Source organism: Rathayibacter sp. AY1C5, assembly GCF_002931705.1.
Classification (GTDB): Bacteria; Actinomycetota; Actinomycetes; order Actinomycetales; family Microbacteriaceae; genus Rathayibacter.
In genome coordinates this window covers 51,015-69,019 of sequence record NZ_PSWD01000017.1, presented here as the reverse complement: position 1 = coordinate 69,019, position 18,005 = coordinate 51,015, and the positions used below count along the sequence as shown (strand labels likewise).

The window sequence follows — 18,005 nt, the reverse complement described above, 5'->3', positions numbered from 1 at the left end:
CGCCTGAGGCGAGCAGCGCGACGCCGCCCCCGTCCTGCCCGCCGCAGCCCTCGTCTTCCCCCTGCTCGTCGGCGTCGCGCTGCTCGCCTCAGGCGCGACCGCCCTGCTCCGCACCATCGGTCCTCGTGGCGTCCGGAGGCGCCTCGAGAAGTCCCGCGCCCTCGCCGCGGCCCTCGGCGGAGGCCCGGGCGCGCGCGGATGCAGCGCTCCCGGTGTCCTCCCGGCCTGCCTGCGGGTCGTCGTCGGCGCCCTCCTCCTCCTGGCCGCCGGCCCGGCCTACACCGCGGCCGCCCTCGTCGCCGCAGCCCTCTGCGCACTCGCCCTCGCGCACGCCGTACGCCGCTTCGCCCAGGACTCGGAGGGCGACCCGCCCACCCCGGCCGCGGTCGCCGCCACGGCCGCGCTGCTCGCCTTCGCCACCGTCGCCGCGGCCCAGGGGATCCTCGGGTTCACGGGCGTCCCGGCGCGCCTCCGGGAGTTCGACCAGCAGGACCTGAGCTGGGCGGCCGCCCTCGTCGGAGTGGTCGCCGCGTGCGGCCTCCTGCAGCTGGCGGGACGCGCAGCGGAACCGGTGGCCGCACCGGCGGCGGGCGTCAGGCGGCGCGGCTGATGCTCGGAGCTCCGACGCTCGATGCGCCTCCGCACCTCGTCCTCGACGGCAGCGCGGTGCGGCTCGCGCCCGCGTGCGGCTCCGTCGCCGTGATCACCTTCTGGATGCAGTTCCACAACTCCGGCACCTCCGCCCTGCACGACCTCGCCCTGTTCTGCGGCTCCTTCACCGACGGCTCGGGCGCCGAGCTCGACTACGACGAGGCCCCGGTCACCGTCGTCGGCCGGCCCGAGCGGGTCGCCCCGGGAGCGGGGTTCGTGGCCGTCGCGCACTACACGATCGCGCCGCTGCGGGCGCCCCGGACGCTCCGCCACTCCATCGTGCTGCGGGGCCGCACGAGCGACGACCGGCCCTTCACCGACGTCGCCGCGCTCGAGGTCCACGTCGATCCGAGGCGCACTCCCGAGGTCAGGTTCCGTCCCCCGATGGCGGGATCCGACACCTTGCGGTGGAGGTGAGCGACGATGCGATCGCATGAAGACTTCTCACCACCGGGCCGGATCGGCCAGGGTAGAGGGATCGCGTCGTACGGAGGACGCGCCAGAGGAAAGGACTCCGCCGTGAGGGGAATCGCAGAAGGCAGCCGACCGATCGTCGATCGCGGGGTGTCCCGCCGGGACACCGCGGCGGCCGCGTGGCTGGCCCAGAGCGGCGTCGACGTCCGCGCGAACGGCGCGTTCCGCATCGTGGCCGACACCCTCTGCAGCGACGGCGTCGACGTGCTCCGGATCTGGCACTCGCCGGCCCGCCTGCACCGCACCTCCGCCGCCGGCCCGGGCGTCCGCCTGATCATCCCGCTCGAGGGCGCGCTCGTGATCCAGCCGGACGATCCGGCGGCACTCGAGGTCCGCGTCGCGCCGGGCGACATCGCCTTCCTCCACTGCGACTCCCCGTTCACGATCGTGACCGACACCCCGAGCGCCCGCACCGAGATCGCCCTCGACCGCCCACTGCTGGGCCTGGTCGACTCGGCCGACCGTGGCGCCGTCGTCACCGAGGCCGACGCGGCCAGCCGCGGAATCCTGCTCTCGACCGTCAACGCGACTTTCGGCTCCACCCTCGACGCCGACTCCCCCGCCTTCCCCCTGGTGCGGGCCGCCGTCGAGCAGCTGGCGGGCGCTGTGCTGGCGACCTCGCTGCCGCGCGAGAGCAGCGAGGACGTCTACACGCGCGCCCTCGCCCTGATCGCCGCGATGTCCACCGACCCCCGCCTCTCGGTCCAGGAGATCTGCGAGCGCCTCGGCGTCCCGAAGCGGACGCTGCAGCGCACCTTCGCGCGGAACGGCACCACCGTGTTCGACGAGATCCGCCGCGCACGCCTCACGACCGCGCGCGCCCTCCTCGGCGGGAGCGACTCCCCGCCCTCGCCCGAGCACGTGCTGAGCAGCTACGTCCGCTCGCAGCGCCTGCGCCGCGACCTGCTCCACCTCGAGACGGTGCCCGCCTCGAAGTTGGGCTGACGCCGGGGCCGCAGCTCTCTCCGCGTCGACAGCCCCGTGGGCGAGGGAGGTCACCGCGCGGGAGCACGCCTCCGGTCCGGACGCTCCAGCTCGGTCGCACCGTCTCCGCAGCCGCCCCGCGCTCAGCCCGGGTACGGCACCGCCGCCGCCGGCCACCCCGAGGCCGCGAGCTCCGCGCGCAGACGATGGTGGTGCTGCACCGCGCCGAGGGAGTCGGTGCGGAAGGCGATGGCGAGGGCCGCGTCGGCCCAGTAGGCGTCCCAGCCGGAGTAGCGCTCGAAGACGCGGTCGCCGACCGCGGCCAGCAGCTCCCAGGCGCGCGCCGCCGGGAGGTAGCCGGCGACGTAGGCGTAGCGGATCGCGCCGATCGTGCGCTCGGCGTCGCCCGCGAGCAGGAGCAGCGGCGGACGCCCGTCGACCGCCTGGGCGAGCTCGAGGAGGTGGAACTCGCTGCCGCCCGTGAGCGCGGCGACCCGGGAGCGCATCCGCTCGGCGTCGGCGGAGGCCGAGACCTCGGCGAAGCGGGTCGAGAGCGGCCCGCGGGTGAGCACGTCGGCGACCAGCAGCTCGACGTCGTCGGCCGAGGCGATGCGGAAGTCGCGGTCGAGCGCGACCCGGTGCTCGACGAGCGGATGCAGCGGCAGCTGCTGCCAGGGCGCCCCCTTCGCTCCGTCGGCGTAGCGGCGCCGCAGCTCCTCCGGGAGCTCGGCCCACGAGGGCTGGAACGCGAGGGAGGAGTTCCAGCCGGCGAACGAGAAGTCGCTGACCGCGTCGAGCGCGAGCAGCTGCTGCTGGCGGAGGGACGGGGTCGGCGAGTCGGCCGCGCCGAGGTAGGCGAGCTGCTCGCGGCGCGGCGCGCGCGCATCCCACTGCTGGAAGCCGACCGTGGCGGCGAGCAGCCCGAAGGCCAGTGCGAACGCGAACGCCGTGAACGCGACGACGCTCTCGCCGCCGCCGAGCGCGAGCCCCCATGCGAAGCCGACCAGGCCCACCGGAGCCGCGAAGGCCGTCACCAGGAGGGCGCGGCGTCCGGCGCCCTGCCCGCGCCGGTGCGCATCGGCCGCCCGCGCGTAGCGCAGCCGGGGTCGGACGGGGAACTCGACGTCTCCGGGATGGTTCTGCAGCGGCACGGTCGCAGCCTAGGGGCGCGGGTCCCGTCGATGTGTGCTTGCCTGGTCGCATGACTCTCGCCGAAGCACTCCTCGAGCGGGCCGACCTGCAGAAGCGGATCGAGGCCCTCCAGTCGCGGATCGTCGCGAACGCCTCCTACCAGGAGGGAGAGGAGCCGACCGAGGACCCGGCCGAGCTGCTCGCCGACTGCACGCGCGCACTGGGCGAGCTCGAGCGGCTGGTCACGGCGATCAACCTCACCAACGCGACGGCCACCACTCCCACCGGAGAGGTGCTGACCGCGGCGCTCGCCCGGCGCGAGGCCCTGCGCGCCCGGCACAGCCTCCTGACCCGCGCGGCCGACGCGGCCGCCGGCGAGCGCGGCTACCGCCAGCTCCGGAGCGAGCTGCGCCGCCTGCCCGCGCTGCCGGTGCGGGAGCTGCGCGAGCAGGCCGACGCCGTGGCGCGCGAGCTGCGCGGGCTCGACGCCGACGTCCAGAGGACGAACTGGGGGGTCGAGCTGCAGAGCTGACACGAGACGCGGTGAGTCGGTAGGCGCACCGGAGCGAGCACGCACCGTCGGGCCGGCGGTTCATCCGGCCCTCTGTCACGCGGTGGGCAGCGTCCCGGCTCCGGCCGTCACTCACAGCCCAGCACCGAGGACCGGTGACCGCGCAGACAGGACACCTCATCACCATGTGCTGGCCGGTGCGCCGAGGGCGGGTTCGGGGACCTCACCGCGTCTCGGGCGCACGCGGACGCACGTAGGGTCGGGCCGGGATCTTCTCGAACGGGCGCGTTGACGCACGCCGGGCTCGGGGCTGCGGCTCCTCGAACGGGCACGCGGACGCCTGCCGGGTCCGGGCCGGCGTCCGGCCGACCGCGCCCGCCCCGTAGCTCAGTACTCGATGCGCCCGCGCCGGTCGTGGAACTCGCCCGTCGGCCCGTCGGAGCCGAGCAGGGCGAGCGCGACGGTCGCGTCCGTGCCCTCGGTGACGGTCTGGTGCCCGCCGTGTCCGTTGAAGTCGGTCGCGGTGTAGCCGGGGTCGCTCGCGTTGATCCGCATCGCCGGCAGGTTCTTCGCGTACTGCACGGTGAGCGCGACGACCGCCGCCTTCGATGCCGCGTAGGGGATCGCGGTGACGGGGAACTCGTCGTGGCCCTCGGTGCTCAGCCAGCGCGGCCAGCCGACTCCGGACGCCACGTTCACGACGACCGGGGCCGCGGAGGCCTGCAGCAGCGGGAGCGCGGCCTGTGTGACGCGGACGATGCCGACGACGTTCGTCTCGAGGACGCCCGCCATCGCCTCCGGGGTGAGGTCGTCGACGCCGAACGAGGTGCCCAGCACTCCGGCGTTGTTGACGAGCACGTCGAGCCCGGGCAGGGAGGCGATCGCGGAGTCGACGCTCGCCTGATCGGTGACGTCGAGGCGGACGGGGTGGGCGCCGAGCGCGCGGGCGGCGTCGCCGTCGGCGGTGTCGCGCATGCCGGCGTAGACGGTGTGGCCCGCCTCGAGGAGTCGGCGGGCGGTCTCGAGGCCGAGGGAGCGGTTCGCTCCGGTGATGAGTGTCGTGGTCATGCGCCCATCCTGCGCGGGTGGTCGGGCCTCGACCAGGCCGCGCTCGACGGGGGGACCGGCAGTACCTGGCTCGGCGACGGCGGGCGGAGGAGGATGGGCGGCATGGAGGAGTTCGCCACGGTGCTGCGCTCGTGGCGCGACCGCATCCGTCCCGCCGACGTCGGCCTGCCCGCGGGCTCGGGCCGCCGCGCCACGGGCCTGCGCCGCGAGGAGCTGGCGGCGCTCTCGGGCGTGAGCGTCGACTACCTCGTGCGGCTCGAGCAGGGACGCGCACGGAACCCGTCGCCGTCGATGCTCCGCTCTCTCGCGGTGGCGCTCCGGCTCACGGACAGCGAGCGCGACCACCTCTACCGGGTCGCCGGCGCCGCCGTCCCCTCGCCGGGCGTCGTGCCGCAGCACGTGAGCCCGGGCGTGCAGCGGATCGTCGACCGCCTGGGCGACGTGCCGCTCGCGGTGTTCACGGCGGCCCACGACATCCTGCTGTGGAACCCGCTCTGGGCCGCCCTCAACGGCGACCCCTCGGTGTTCACCGGGCTGGAGCGGAACCTCGTCTGGCGGCACTTCACCTCGGGCCACGCGGGCACCGAGTTCGACGCGCAGCACGAGGAGGACTTCGCGAGCGACCTCGCGGCCGACCTGCGCGCGGCGACCGGGCGCTACCCGCGCGATCCGGCGCTCGCCGCCCTCGTCGCCCGGCTGCGCGAGGAGTCGCCCGAGTTCGAGCGGCGCTGGGCGGAGGCGCGCATCGCCGAGCACCGCGCGAGCCGGAAGACGGTGACGCGGACGCCCGTCGGACCGATCACGATCGACTGCGACGTGCTCACGGCTCCGGGCACCGACCTGCGGATCGTCGTCTACACGGTGGCGCCGGGCAGCGAGGATGAGGCGCGGCTCGACCTGCTGCGGGTGACGGGGCTGCAGGCGCTGAGCACGGCGCCGGCGTGAAGCGGACGGGACCGAACAGTGGCGGTGGAGGCGTCGGTCGCTGCGGGCAGCAGTGCGGCGCCGCCCGCCTCCCCGCTCAGGACGAGCAGTACGCGGTGATGAACGCGTAGAGCTCGCCCTTCTGCTCGGGGGTCGCGGCGACGACGACGGTGCCCTGCCGGCCCGCGGTCTCGACGGTGACCGGCAGGCGCGTGCCGACCTTGTCCTCGGCGAGCGCGTGGGTGTCGCAGCGGGTGGGGACGGCGTCCAGGACCACGGAGTCGAGGGTCCCGGCGGGCACGGAGCGGTCGAGGGTCCAGGCGTCGGCGGCGTCGGGCGGCTGCAGCAGGATCGTGGCGTCGACGCTGCGGAGCACGAGGGGGGTGCCCCGGACGTCGGCGGTGATGGTGAGGCGCGCCGGCTCGTGCGCGGCGCCTCCGGACGTGTCGATCCGCAGGGCGAGGTCGGCGTCGACGGTGCGGGCGAAGCATCCGGACCGGGCGAGAGCGTCGACGAACGAGAACGGGTCGTCGGCGGGGTACGCGTGCTCGCCGTGGCCGTCGATGGCGAGGACGACCTCGAGCGCGGCGGGCGCCTCCGCGGCCGGGCAGGCGGGCTCGGGCAGGTCGACGCGGAGGTCTCGCGAGGTCCCGTCGGGGACGCCCGTGCCGCCGGTCCAGGTGAGCGGGGCGGCGAGGCGCGAGTCCGTGAGGCGGGCCGCGGTGACCTCGATCGGGACGCCGCTGCCGTTGTGGACCTCGAAGGCCATGGTGCCGCCGGCGATGTCGGAGCGGTCCTGCTGGACGGAGACGGTGACCCCGGGAGCCGGGGCGGACGCGGCGGAGGAGCGGGCCGGGTCGGGGGCGGCCTGAGCCGGGGTGGCGGTGGTCGCAGCCGCGGTGGCCGCAGCCGCGGTGGCCGCCGCGGTGCCGCTCGGGGCGCCTGTCGCGCCTGCCTGCGCGCAGGCCGCGATGGCGGGCAGGAGGAGCAGCGCGGCGGCGAGGGCGCGGAGGCGTCGCATCGTGCCTCCCTCCGCTCGCCGTCAGTCTGGCGCCCCGGCCCCCTCTCCGCGAGCGGGCGCTCCGCCTCCCCAGCTCGATCGATGCGTCACGAACGGTCGCCACGGCGGCCGGATGACGACCGTTCGTGACGCATCGCCGGAGCGACGGGGGTGAGGACGGGGGACGCGCACCCATCCGGGTGTGCGTCCGCTCCGAAGAGAGGCGGGGATTTCAGGAGGAGACAGATGGCACGCGTTAGATGGCACGTCGGCACGATCGTCGCGCGAGTGCGCGCATCCGCAGCGATCGGGGCCTCCGGGCTCGACGCGGTGGAGCGGGCGGAGCGCCGGACCGAGGTCCTGCGCATCGCCGGAGGAGTCGACTCCGGCCGTCTCGGCGACGACCAGGCGATCGCGGCGTTCGGCCGGATCGTCGACGGCCTGCAGAGCGACCTGCCCGGCTCGGCGCTCGGCGTCTAGCCCGCGAGGCCGGCGTCCCGGTACCCGCCCGGAGCGGACACCCGCCGGGCCGACATCCCGAGCCTCCGCGGCGCTGAGACCCGCCGGGCGAGCGTGCCGACGGCCCACTGGGCGCGGAGACCCGGCACCCCGAGCACCCGCGCGCCGCGGAGCCCCGCTACCCCAGCGTCCCGAGCGCGATCCGCGGCAGCAGCCGCTGGATCGCGACGGCCGCCGCGCCGCGCGCCCACTCCACGAGCCCGCCGTCGTCGACGAGCAGCGCCAGGGGCGGAGCGTCCGGGTCGCGCGTGGCCGCGATCGCGGCGTCCACCACCGCGGCCTGCTCCGAGTAGAGGGCGACACCCTCCCCGGCCAGGATCACCGTGCCGGACATCGAGAGGTTGCCGATCGCGGCGATCATCGTCCCGAGCGCGTTGCCGGAGTCGGCGAGGATGCGCTCGGCACCGGGGTCGCCCGCGCGAGCGGCGGCGAAGCCCTCGGCCAGGGTCAGCTCGCGGCCGGTGGCGACGAAGAGCTGGCGGAGGAGCGAGGGCAGGCTGAGCATCGCGGTCGAGCAGCCGCGGTGGCCGGCCTCGCAGACGGGCCCGGTGGGATCCAGCGGGTAGTGGCCGCCCAGGCCGAGCCCCGCCTCCGGGGGCGCGACCACCCGGTCGTGCACCACCAGTCCGTAGCCCACGCCCGCGCCGACGGTGAGCACCGCGAAGTGCGGGATGCCGCGGCCTCGCCCGAACCAGTGCTCGGCTCCCGTGAGCGCGACCACGTCGTTCTCGAGGGCGACCGGCAGCCCGAGGGCGGCGGAGAGCGGAGCGGCGAGGTCGACGTCGCGCCAGCCGAGGAACGGCGCGCGGCTCACCCGGCCGTCGGCGGCGATGCTCCCGCCGAGCGTCACGCCCAGGCCGGCGAAGGCGGAGGGGCCGCCGAGCTCGTCGACGACCGAGACGATCGCGGCGATCACGTCGGCGGGCTCCGTGCCCGGCAGCGGGCGGACCAGCTCCCGCTCGGTGCGCGCGCGCAGGTCGGTGCGGACGGCGAGGACCTCGGTGCCGGTGATCTTCACGCCCGCGAAGCTCAGCGCGTCGGCGCGGATGTCGAGCGGCCGGGCGGGGCGGCCGACTCCGGTGCTCTGCTCGGGGCCCTCGACGACCAGGCCGCCGTCGAGGAACGGGCGCGCGAGCCGGGTCAGGCTGGCGGGCGAGAGGCCGAGGCGGCGGCCGAGCTCGGCCCGCGAGACGGGACCGTGGATCAGGACCTCGCGCGCCAGGAGCTCGGAGGAGCTCCCGGAGGCGTCCTCGGCGACGATGGTGTCGGTCACGGGGCTCCTTCTTTCCGGCCTGGTAGAAAGCTACCGGTAGCGCGCCGCCCCAGGAACAGATCCGGCCACTCGCGCCGCTCTTGACACCCCTATTACTTCTGCTCTAGAAATAAGCCATGCACCGCAGCATCGCCCCCACGAACGACTCCGTGACCCTCTCCGGCCGGGAATCGCGCCTCTTCCACTTGCAGGACGGGGGCACCAGCGTCGTCGTCGACGCCCGCCTCGTCACCTTCCCCACTATCGTGCACTGGGGCGCCGCGCTCGGAGATCTTTCCGCCGCCGAACTATCCGCCCTGGCAGACGCCGCCCTCCCCCAGCGCGTCTCGGGCGGGCTCGACGCCTTCGCGCCGTTCGGCCTCGTCGCCGTCGAGGCCGACGGCTGGCAGCACGCCCCCACCTTCGAGGGCACCCACGAGCGCGCGGCCGCGTCGGAGCGGTTCGAGGTCGAGAGCATCGAGGCGCTCGGCTCCGCCCTCCGGACCGTCGCCACGGGCGCGGGCGTCCGGCTGACCGTGGACCTCGAGGTCGATGCGGCCGGCCTGCTCACCCAGCGCGCCCGGGTCGAGAACCTCGACGCCCGCCCGTTCCGCCTCGAGCGCTTCGAGCTCGGCTTCCCGCTCCCCGCGACCGCGCGCGAGATCCTCGACACCACCGGGCACCACCTCCGCGAGCGCCACCCGCAGCGCCGCCCACTGACCATCGGCGAGCACACCCGCCGCACCCGCCGCGGCCGTCCCGGCGCCGACGCGACCCTCCTCCTCGCCGCGGGCACGCCCGGCTTCGGCTGGGAGCGCGGGCTCGTGCACGGCGTCCACCTGGGCTGGAGCGGCGACACCTCGCTCCGCGCCGAGCGCACCGTCGAGGGCGTCTCGCTCCTCGCGGCCGGCGAGCTGCTGCGGCCCGCCGAGATCGAGCTCGCGCAGGGCGAGAGCTACGAGACCCCGGTCGCCTACGGCTCCTGGGGCGACGGGCTCAGCGCTCTGCAGGCCCGGTTCCACGCGTCGCTCCGCGCCCGCCCGCAGCACCCCGTCGCTCCGCGGCCCGTCACCCTCAACACCTGGGAGGCCGTCTACTTCGACCACGACCTCGCTCGCCTCACCGCCCTGGCCGAGCGGGCCGCGCGGATCGGGGTCGAGCGCTTCGTGCTCGACGACGGCTGGTTCCTCGGCCGCCGCGACGACACCGCCGCGCTCGGCGACTGGACCGTCGATCCCGCGGTCTGGCCGGAGGGCCTCACCCCGCTGACGGACGTCGTCACCGGCCTGGGCATGCAGTTCGGCCTCTGGGTGGAGCCCGAGATGATCAGCCCCGACTCCGACCTGGCCCGCGCGCACCCGGAGTGGATCCTCGGCCCGGCCGGCCATCTCCCGGCCTCGGGGCGGCAGCAGCAGGTCCTCGACCTCTCGCAGCGCGGCGCGTTCGAGCACGTGCTCGGCGCCCTCGACGCGCTGCTGACCGAGTACCCGATCGCGTACCTCAAGTGGGACCACAACCGCGACGTGATCGAGGCGGTCTCGCCCGCCACCGGCCGCTCCGCCGTCCACGAGAACGTGCTCGCGCTCTACCGCCTGCTCGACGAGCTGCGCTCCCGGCATCCCGGCGTCGAGATCGAGTCGTGCGCCTCCGGGGGCGCCCGCGTCGACCTCGGGATCCTCGCCCGCACCGACCGCATCTGGACGAGCGACTGCATCGACCCGCTCGAGCGGCAGACCATCCAGCCCTTCACCCAGCTGGTGGTGCCGCCCGAGCTGATGGGGCAGCACATCGGAGGGCCGCGGTCGCACTCGACGCAGCGCACCCACTCGCTCGCCTTCCGCGCCGGCACCGCGCTGCCCGGCCACCTCGGCATCGAGTGGGACGTCTCGGATCTCGCCCCCGCCGTCGAGGAGGAGCTGACCGCCTGGGTCGCCTTCCACCGCGAGCACCGGGCGCTGCTGCACACCGGGACGGTCGTGCGCGCCGACCTCGCCGACGACGCCGCCTCGCTCTCCGGAGTCGTCGCCGCCGACCGCTCCGCCGCCCTCTTCACCTTCACCCAGCTGCGCACCGGCGAGACCTACCCGCCCGGACGGATCACGCTCCCGGGCCTGGACCCGGAGCGCACCTACTCCGTGGCGCTCGCCCCGGTCACGTCGCCGCTCGGCGGCCCCGGGCAGTCGCCGCTCGGCTGGGCCGAGCACGGGACCGCGCTCCGCGGCCGCGTGCTGGGCACTGTCGGGCTCCAGGCCCCCGTCCTCGATCCGGAGCAGCTCGTCGTGCTCGTGCTCACCGCCCTCCGCGGTCGAGCGCGCCCTGAGACCTGTCCCCACGCGCAAGGAGGCGCCGCATGTCCGCTCATCCGCATCCCCCCGGGTTCTCCCGGCGGCTGTTCCTCTCGGTGCCGCTCGCCGCGGCGTCCGCCGCCGCCCTCGCCTCCTGCGCCTCCCCCGGCGCCGGCGACGGAGTGACCACGCTCGACTTCTTCCAGTTCAAGGCGGAGGCGGTGGAGGACTTCGCGCGGATCATCCGCGAGTTCGAGGCGGCCAACCCGGACATCCGGGTCGTCGCCAACAACGTGCCCGACCCCGACACGGCCATCCGCACCCTGCTCGTCAAGGACAAGGTGCCGGACGTGCTGACCCTGAACGGCAGCGGCTACTACGCCGACCTCGCGAAGGCCGGCGTGTTCCACGACTTCACCGGCGACGAGCTGGTCGAGCGGGTGAACCCGGCGGCCCTCGACATCCTCGCCGCCCTCGGCAGCTTCGAGGGGAACGAGGTGAACGCGCTCGCCTTCGCGAACAACGCGGACGGGATCCTCTACAACCGCACGATCTTCGCCGAGAACGGGATCGAGGTGCCGACCACCTGGGACGAGCTGATCGCCGTCTGCGAGACGCTCACCGCCGCCGGGATCACTCCCTTCTACGGCGCCCTGCTCGACAACTGGACCGGCGCCCCCGCCTTCAACGCGCTCGGCGGGCAGCTGCAGCCGGACGGCTTCTTCGACGCGATGCGCGAGGAGGGAGCGGCGCTCGGCCCCGACTCCCCCGTCTCGTTCACGAAGGACTACGCGACGACGATGGAGCGGCTCGGGCAGCTCTTCTCGTACACGCAGGAGGGCTCGTTCGGCCGCGGCTACGACGACGGCAACCAGGCCTTCGCCGCGGGCGAGGCGGCCATGTACCCGCAGGGCATCTGGGCGATCAACCCGGTGCGCACGAACAACCCCGACATCGATCTCGGCGTCTTCCCCTACCCGGTGCTCGACGACCCCGCGGACACGCGGGTCACCTCGGGCGTCGACGTGGCCGTCGCCATCGGCCGCGGCACTCCGAAGCTCGACGCGGCCCGCCGCTTCGTCGACTTCCTGCTGACCCCCGGAGTCGTCGAGCCGTACGTCGCGAGCCAGGCCGCCTTCTCGCCGCTGGTCGGCGCCGCACCCAACTCGGACCCCACGCTGGCCGAGCTGCAGCCCTACTTCGAGCAGGGACGGCTGATCGGCTTCGTCGACCACCAGATCCCCGCGAGCATCCCGCTCAACCCCACGCTCCAGGCGTTCCTCGCCAGCGGGGACGCCGACGCGGCGCTCCGGACCCTCGACAGTGAGTGGCGCAAAGTCGCGGCACGCACGACCAGGAAGTGACCCCATGACCACGACCACGACGGCCGCCGCGCAGGCGGTGGCGACCACTCCTCCGCCGCCCGCGCGCCGCAAGCGCATCATCGGGCGCACCTCGAAGACCTTCTACTGGATGACGGTCCCCGCCGTCCTGCTCTTCTTCGTGCTCCACACGGTCCCGGTCCTCACCGGAATCTTCTTCAGCTTCACCGACTACGCGGGCTACGGCTCGTGGGACCTGATCGGCGCCTCGAACTACCTCGCGCTCCTCCAGGACGACCGTGTCTGGAAGGCCTACGGGTTCACCTTCGGCTTCGCGATCGTGGCGACCGTGCTGGTGAACGTGATCTCGCTCGCCATCGCCGTCGCCCTCAACGCGCGGATCAAGTTCCAGACGGCGTTCCGCGGGATCTACTTCATCCCCTACGTGCTCTCGACCCTGGTCATCGGCTACGTGTTCCAGTACCTCTTCGCGAACTCGCTGCCGCAGATCCTCGGCGCGATCCCGGTGATCGGCGAGAACATCCTCGCGAACGCCGACTGGGCGTGGGTGGCGATCGTGGTGCTGGCGGTCTGGCAGGCCTCGGCCTTCTCGATCATCATCTACCTCGCCGGACTCCAGACGATCCCGGGCGAGCTCTACGAGGCGACCTCGCTCGACGGAGCGGGGAGGTGGCGGCAGTTCACCTCGATCACGTTCCCGCTGATCGCCTCCTTCTTCACGATCAACATGGTCATCTCGATGAAGAACTTCCTCCAGGTGTTCGACCACATCATCGCCCTCACCAACGGCGGTCCCGGCACCTCGACGGAGTCGATCACGCTGCTGATCTACCGCGGCGGCTTCCAGGGCGGCGAGTACGCCTATCAGACGGCCAACGCCGTCCTCTACTTCCTCATCATCATCGTGGTCTCGCTGATCCAGTTCCGAGTCCTCAGCCGCAGAGAGGCGTCGTTCTGATGACATCGACCATCACCCCCACGACCGCGATCGCCCTCGGCGAGCCCGAGGGGCGGCGCCGGCCCTCCCGCGACACCTACCGGATCAACTGGTGGGCGACCGCGCTCATCGCGGTCTGCTCGCTGACGATCCTCCTGCCGCTCTACTTCGCCGTCGTGACCGCGCTGAAGACGCCCGACCAGCTCGGCGGCACAGGGTTCGAGCTGCCGACCTCGATCTCGTGGGGCAACTTCGCCGAGGCGTGGACGGCGACCCGCTTCCCCCAGGCCTTCGTGAACACCGCGCTGATCACGGTCGGAGCCGTCGTGCTGACGCTGTTCTCGAACTCGATGGTCGCCTACGCGGTCGCCCGGAACATGCACAGGCCGTTCTTCAAGGGCGTCTACTTCTACCTGCTCGCCGCGGTCTTCGTGCCGTTCCCGATCATCATGCTGCCGGTGGTGAAGGAGACGGCCCTGCTGGGCCTGGACAACCAGGCCGGGCTGATCCTGCTCTACGCCGTGTTCGGGCTCTCGATCAACACGTTCATCTACACGGCCTTCATCCGCTCGATCCCCATCGAGCTCGAGGAGGCGGCGCGCACCGACGGCGCCTCGACCTGGCGGACCTACTGGCAGGTGATCTTCCCGCTGCTCGGCCCGATGAACGCGACCGTCGGGATCCTGACCTGCGTGTGGGCGTGGAACGACTTCATCCTGCCGCTCGTGGTGCTCTCGGACCCGTCCGCCCGCACCCTGCCGCTGGCCGAGTACGTCTTCCAGGGGCAGTTCAACACGAACTACACCGTCGCCTTCGCGTCCTACCTGATGGCGATGGCGCCGCTGCTGATCGTGTACCTCTTCGCGCAGCGCTGGGTGGTCAGCGGAGTGATGCGCGGGTCGATCAAGTAGCGGTCGCGGCGAGCGCCGCCTCGAGCAGGTCCGTGAGCACGGTGCCGCGCGAGCCCGCGTCCTCCGGGTGCCACTGCACGCACCAGAGCGGCGCGGACTCGTGCTCGAGGGCCTCGACGGTGCCGTCGTCGGCGCGGCCGACCACGACGAGGCCCTCGCCCGGACGGTCGACGGCCTGGTGGTGGGAGCTGCGGACGACGAGCTCCGCGGCGCCGAGGATGCCGGCGAGGGCGCTGCCCGGCTCGAGCGCCACGCGGTGGTCGACCATCCCCGACAGGTGCTCGCCGGGGACCGACCGGCCGACGTGACCCGCGCCGGGCAGGTGCTGCACGAGGTCGCCGCCGAGGGCGACGTTGACCAGCTGCATCCCGCGGCAGATCCCGACCAGCGGGGTCCGCGTCTCGACGGCCCGGCGGACGAGCGCGATCTGCGCGCGATCGGCGGCGGGGAAGGACTGGCCGCGGTGCGGGTCGTCGGGTCGGCCGCCGTAGAGGGACGGGTCGACGTCCTCCCCTCCGGTGACCACGACGGCGTCGGCGGCGGCGAGCCGGCGCTCGAGCTCGGCGGCGCCGGCCTGCTCGGCAGGGATGCGGTCGACCACGAAGCCCGCGGCGGTGGCGGCCGTGACGACGCTCGCGGTCAGCAGCTGCAGCTCGATCTCGAACTCGGGATCCTCGCGGCCGCCGTCGGCGACGTCGACGACGAGCAGGACGGGGCGGTCGGAGGCCATGCGGACATCGTGCCACCCGGCCGGCTCCTGCAGAACGTCGGCGGAGAGGAGGGCCTGTGCGTCGGCGGGCGAGGGATCGCGCTCTCGGCGGGCGTTCTGCACGAGCCCGCAGACCTCTCCCGGGGTCTGGTCAGGATCCGGTACCGCGATCTAGGATGTTCACTTTCACATCCCGTGCGAAGACGCACACCTCCGCGGCCCTGCGGATCGTGCCTCGACGCCGCACCCGATCACGAGGGCCTATCTGCATGAGACGATCACGATCGGCGGTGAGGACCGCTCTGGCGGTCGCGACCGTCGCCGCCACGGCGCTGCTCGGCGCCACGGTCCCCAGCTCCGCCTTCGGAGCCACCGAGACCCCGCTCCTCCACTACACGTTCGACACCGCCCCCACCGGCACCACGGTCGCCGACACCAGCGGCAACGGCTACAGCGCGACGCTGCGCGGCTCCGGAGCCCAGTTCCGCAACGGGCTCATCAGCCTCCCCGGCGGATCCGCCGCGGCCGCCCCCTACCTCGAGATCCCCACCGCCGGCCTCGTCGGCAAGAAGGACCTGACCTTCTCCACCTGGCTCGCCCACAAGGGCGGCACGGGCAACGTCGCCGCCGCGTTCGTCGGAGCGCCCGTCGCCTCCGGCGCCTCGTTCTCCTCCGGCTACTGGCTGCTCAACCCGAGCAACCTCTCCGGCTACACCAAGTCGGTCGTCACCAACTCGGTCAACGCGGGCGCTCCCTACAACACCGAGGTCGGCGCCGGAGCGACGGGCACCCCGACCGTCGGCGCGCGCACCCCCTCGGGCCTCTCGCTCTACACGACCGTCATCGACGGCTCGACCGGCAAGCTCACCGTGTACGTCAACGGCGCGCAGATCTCGCAGAGCACGATCGCCCGCGACGTCTCCTCGTTCGGCCCGTCGCTCGTCGCGTACATCGCGCGCTCGACCTACAACGACCCGGGCTGGAACGGCGAGATGGACGACTTCGCCGTCTACGACAGCGCCCTCAGCAGCAGCTCCGTGCAGGCGCTCTACTCCTCGCAGGCCCTCGACCGCGCCGTCGCGTCGGTCACGGTGCCCACGGAGGCGACCGCCGGCTTCACGGTGCCCACCACCGCCAGCGGCGTCGGCATCACCTGGACGTCGAACAGCGCGGCCGTGGCCATCACCGGCGGCACCGCGACCGTCACGCGCCCCGCCGCGGGACAGCCGGACGCCACCGCCACCCTCACCGCCACCTACAGGGTCGGCACCGAGACCCGCTCGGTCGACTACACGGTGCGCGTCGCCGCGCAGCTGGACGACGCGACGAAGGTCCAGCGCGACCTCGCCGCGATCGCCATCCCGGACGTCGGCGACATCCGGACGAACGTCTCGGTGCCCACCACCGGCACGCTCGGCTCGAGCATCGCCTGGAGCGTCGTCAGCCCGAGCGGGGCGACCGTCCGCGACGGCAGCGCCGCCGGCACCCGCACCATCGACGTCGACCGCCCCGCGACCGGGAGCCCCGCGATCGACGTGGTCGTCCGCGCGACCGCGACCAGCGGATCCACCACCCGGACCCGCGACTTCACCCTCCGGGTGCAGCCGCTCCCCGCCGGCACCGACGACACCGAGGCGTACGTCTGGGCGTTCTTCACCGGAGAGGGCGACGGCGCCGAGCGCATCAGCCTCGCCGCCTCGAAGGGCAACGACGCGCTGAGCTGGAACACGCTGAACGGCGGCAAGCCGGTCTTCACCTCGAACCTGGGGACGATGGGCCTGCGCGACCCGTTCATCATCCGCTCGCACGAGGGCGACAAGTTCTTCATGCTCGCCACCGACCTGAAGATCGACGGGCTCCCCGGCGGCTTCGACACCGCGCAGAAGTCGGGCTCGAAGTACATCGAGGTCTGGGAGTCGACCGACCTGGTGAACTGGTCCGCCCAGCGCCACGTCAAGGTCTCCACCGACTTCGCCGGCAACACATGGGCCCCCGAGGCGTACTGGGATGACGAGCTCCAGACCTACGTCGTCTTCTGGGCCTCGAACATGTACCCGACCACGAACACGGCCGATCGCGCCTCCGTCACCTACAACCAGATGATGTACGCGACGACCGAGGACTTCACCTCCTTCTCGGAGGCGAAGCCGTGGATCGACGTCAAGCGCGGCGCCGGCAAGGGCACCATCGACTCGACGGTCGCGAAGGACGGCGACACCTACTACCGCTTCACCAAGGACGAGGCGTCGATGACCCTCCGCGAGGAGAAGAGCACCGACCTGCTGGCCACCGTCTCGGGCTCGCTGCCCGGCACCGGCGGACCGGCGGACGAGTGGTCGCTGGTCAAGGAGAAGGTGGCCTCGGGCCTGCCCAACGGCGAGCCCGGCAAGACCTTCACCAGCGGTGAGGGCCCCAACGTCTTCCCCGCCAACGAGGGCGACGTGAACGGCCTCGACTGGTTCCTCTTCATCGACCAGCCGAACTACCACGACGGGCCGAACCACTACATCCCGTTCGGCACCGACGACCTCGCGAACGGCGACTCCTGGCAGCCGCTCGGAGCGAAGCTCCGCACGGGCCTGCCGCAGAACGCCGACGGCGGCAAGCCGCGCCACGGCACGGTCATCCCGGTGACGCGCTCCGAGTACCAGAAGGTGCTCGAGGGCTACGCCCCCGGCCTGGCCGTCGCCTCGGTCGCTCCGCTGACCGCGACGACCACGGTCGGCACCGCGCCGGTCCTGCCCCGCGCCACGATCACGACCGCCGCCGGCACCACCAGCACGGTCGGCGTGGCCTGGGACGCCGTCGCGCCCGCCGCCTACGCCACGGCCGGGACCTTCACGGTCTCGGGCGTCGCGCAGGACGCGTCGCGCATGCCTGTGCAGGTCACGGTCACCGTGCAGTCCTCGCTGAAGGTGAGCGCGACCGCCACGTCGCGCTGCGTCGCCGGCAAGGTCGTGCTGACGGTCGTCGGCAAGAACGGAGACACGGTGCCGATGGACGTCTCGATCAGCACCCCGGAGGGCGTGAAGACGATCGCCGGCGTGAAGCCGGGCGCCTCCGGCTCCGCCGCGTTCACGGTGCGCTCGACGCAGCTCGCCGCGGGCGAGGCGACGGTCACCGGCACGGCCACGGTCGGCGGCAAGACCGTCACGGCCACGGCCACCGCGCCCTACAGCGCGCGCAGCTGCGGCTGACGCACGGCACTCCTCGGGAGCCCGTCGCACCTCACCGGTGCGGCGGGCTCCCGTCGTCGTGCGGGGGGAGCCGGGAAACCGCCCTGACGCCGAGACGCCGCCGCCTCGGCCGCGCTTCGACGGACGGCGCGGCGCCTCGTCACGCGGGCGGGCCCGGGGCGGCCCGCCC

15 protein-coding genes are annotated in these 18,005 nt (G+C 73.6%); 10 read left to right on the top strand and 5 right to left on the bottom strand.

Annotation, left to right across the window (positions count from 1 at the left end):
* Nucleotides 1-609 precede the first annotated feature (609 nt).
* Nucleotides 610-1,068, top strand: coding sequence for a hypothetical protein (locus C5C57_RS12560; protein ID WP_104227480.1), 459 nt, complete (start codon nt 610-612; stop codon nt 1,066-1,068).
* Between the two features lie 147 nt (nt 1,069-1,215).
* Nucleotides 1,216-2,070 carry a helix-turn-helix domain-containing protein gene (locus tag C5C57_RS12555; protein ID WP_181027279.1) on the top strand — a complete coding sequence of 285 codons (855 nt, stop codon included), beginning with the start codon at nt 1,216-1,218 and terminating at the stop codon, nt 2,068-2,070.
* A gap of 122 nt (nt 2,071-2,192) precedes the next feature.
* Here the strand turns inward: C5C57_RS12555 and C5C57_RS12550 are convergent, their stop codons facing one another.
* Entirely contained in the window at nt 2,193-3,200 is a 1,008-nt protein-coding gene (locus C5C57_RS12550; RefSeq protein WP_104248304.1) for a DUF1266 domain-containing protein, read from the bottom strand.
* Nucleotides 3,201-3,250: 50 nt separating this feature from the next.
* On the opposite strand from C5C57_RS12550, the gene C5C57_RS12545 reads away from it, so the two are divergent.
* The gene (locus C5C57_RS12545) at nt 3,251-3,712 is read left to right on the top strand and encodes a DIP1984 family protein (RefSeq protein ID WP_104224023.1); all 462 of its coding nucleotides are present in this window, start codon (nt 3,251-3,253) and stop codon (nt 3,710-3,712) included.
* A 366-nt stretch (nt 3,713-4,078) separates the two neighbouring features.
* On the opposite strand, the gene C5C57_RS12540 is transcribed toward C5C57_RS12545, so the two are convergent.
* On the bottom strand, nt 4,079-4,759 hold the full coding sequence (locus tag C5C57_RS12540) for an SDR family NAD(P)-dependent oxidoreductase (protein WP_104232897.1): 681 nt from the start codon (nt 4,757-4,759) through the stop codon (nt 4,079-4,081).
* 102 nt (nt 4,760-4,861) lie between these two features.
* Here C5C57_RS12540 and C5C57_RS12535 point away from each other — a divergent pair, with 102 nt between their 5' ends.
* A complete protein-coding gene (locus C5C57_RS12535) occupies nt 4,862-5,704 on the top strand; it encodes a helix-turn-helix transcriptional regulator (RefSeq protein WP_104269773.1) in 843 nt (280 codons plus the stop codon).
* A 76-nt stretch (nt 5,705-5,780) separates the two neighbouring features.
* On the opposite strand, the gene C5C57_RS12530 is transcribed toward C5C57_RS12535, so the two are convergent.
* Nucleotides 5,781-6,704 (bottom strand): hypothetical protein, encoded by a 924-nt coding sequence (locus C5C57_RS12530; protein WP_104297677.1) that lies wholly within the window; start codon nt 6,702-6,704, stop codon nt 5,781-5,783.
* 225 nt (nt 6,705-6,929) lie between these two features.
* Here C5C57_RS12530 and C5C57_RS12525 point away from each other — a divergent pair, with 225 nt between their 5' ends.
* A complete protein-coding gene (locus C5C57_RS12525; protein ID WP_104297676.1) occupies nt 6,930-7,163 on the top strand; it encodes a hypothetical protein in 234 nt (77 codons plus the stop codon).
* Between the two features lie 157 nt (nt 7,164-7,320).
* On the opposite strand, the gene C5C57_RS12520 is transcribed toward C5C57_RS12525, so the two are convergent.
* Nucleotides 7,321-8,475, bottom strand: a complete 1,155-nt coding sequence (locus tag C5C57_RS12520) for an ROK family transcriptional regulator (RefSeq protein WP_104260513.1) — start codon at nt 8,473-8,475, stop codon at nt 7,321-7,323.
* Nucleotides 8,476-8,591: 116 nt separating this feature from the next.
* Here C5C57_RS12520 and C5C57_RS12515 point away from each other — a divergent pair, with 116 nt between their 5' ends.
* From C5C57_RS12515 to C5C57_RS12500, 4 genes are read left to right on the top strand one after another with little or no spacing between them, the layout of a single operon-like run.
* On the top strand, nt 8,592-10,925 hold the full coding sequence (locus C5C57_RS12515; protein WP_104297675.1) for an alpha-galactosidase: 2,334 nt from the start codon (nt 8,592-8,594) through the stop codon (nt 10,923-10,925).
* On the top strand, nt 10,856-12,103 hold the full coding sequence (locus tag C5C57_RS18510) for an ABC transporter substrate-binding protein (RefSeq protein ID WP_258072748.1): 1,248 nt from the start codon (nt 10,856-10,858) through the stop codon (nt 12,101-12,103). Before C5C57_RS12515 ends, C5C57_RS18510 begins: the two co-directional genes overlap by 70 nt.
* A 4-nt stretch (nt 12,104-12,107) precedes the next feature.
* Nucleotides 12,108-13,040 carry a carbohydrate ABC transporter permease gene (locus C5C57_RS12505; RefSeq protein WP_104297673.1) on the top strand — a complete coding sequence of 311 codons (933 nt, stop codon included), beginning with the start codon at nt 12,108-12,110 and terminating at the stop codon, nt 13,038-13,040.
* Nucleotides 13,040-13,930: a carbohydrate ABC transporter permease gene (locus C5C57_RS12500; protein ID WP_347877594.1), complete on the top strand. Its 891-nt coding sequence runs from the start codon at nt 13,040-13,042 to the stop codon at nt 13,928-13,930. Before C5C57_RS12505 ends, C5C57_RS12500 begins: the two co-directional genes overlap by 1 nt.
* On the opposite strand, the gene C5C57_RS12495 is transcribed toward C5C57_RS12500, so the two are convergent.
* On the bottom strand, nt 13,923-14,660 hold the full coding sequence (locus C5C57_RS12495) for a gamma-glutamyl-gamma-aminobutyrate hydrolase family protein (protein ID WP_104348596.1): 738 nt from the start codon (nt 14,658-14,660) through the stop codon (nt 13,923-13,925). The two genes, C5C57_RS12500 and C5C57_RS12495, sit on opposite strands and share 8 nt — an antisense overlap.
* A 269-nt stretch (nt 14,661-14,929) precedes the next feature.
* Here C5C57_RS12495 and C5C57_RS12490 point away from each other — a divergent pair, with 269 nt between their 5' ends.
* The gene (locus tag C5C57_RS12490; RefSeq protein WP_181069197.1) at nt 14,930-17,836 is read left to right on the top strand and encodes an immunoglobulin-like domain-containing protein; all 2,907 of its coding nucleotides are present in this window, start codon (nt 14,930-14,932) and stop codon (nt 17,834-17,836) included.
* The last annotated feature ends 169 nt before the right edge of the window (nt 17,837-18,005 follow it).

Bases quoted from the DNA above. Each gene is read 5' to 3' on its own strand.
- C5C57_RS12560 (WP_104227480.1), top strand. From the start codon at position 610: ATGCTCGGAGCTCCGACGCTCGATGCGCCTCCGCACCTCGTCCTCGAC.
- C5C57_RS12545 (WP_104224023.1), top strand. From the start codon at position 3,251: ATGACTCTCGCCGAAGCACTCCTCGAGCGGGCCGACCTGCAGAAGCGG.
- C5C57_RS12540 (WP_104232897.1), bottom strand. From the start codon at position 4,759: ATGACCACGACACTCATCACCGGAGCGAACCGCTCCCTCGGCCTCGAG.
- C5C57_RS12535 (WP_104269773.1), top strand. From the start codon at position 4,862: ATGGAGGAGTTCGCCACGGTGCTGCGCTCGTGGCGCGACCGCATCCGT.
- C5C57_RS12530 (WP_104297677.1), bottom strand. From the start codon at position 6,704: ATGCGACGCCTCCGCGCCCTCGCCGCCGCGCTGCTCCTCCTGCCCGCC.
- C5C57_RS12525 (WP_104297676.1), top strand. From the start codon at position 6,930: ATGGCACGCGTTAGATGGCACGTCGGCACGATCGTCGCGCGAGTGCGC.
- C5C57_RS12515 (WP_104297675.1), top strand. From the start codon at position 8,592: ATGCACCGCAGCATCGCCCCCACGAACGACTCCGTGACCCTCTCCGGC.
- C5C57_RS12505 (WP_104297673.1), top strand. From the start codon at position 12,108: ATGACCACGACCACGACGGCCGCCGCGCAGGCGGTGGCGACCACTCCT.
- C5C57_RS12500 (WP_347877594.1), top strand. From the start codon at position 13,040: ATGACATCGACCATCACCCCCACGACCGCGATCGCCCTCGGCGAGCCC.
- C5C57_RS12495 (WP_104348596.1), bottom strand. From the start codon at position 14,660: ATGGCCTCCGACCGCCCCGTCCTGCTCGTCGTCGACGTCGCCGACGGC.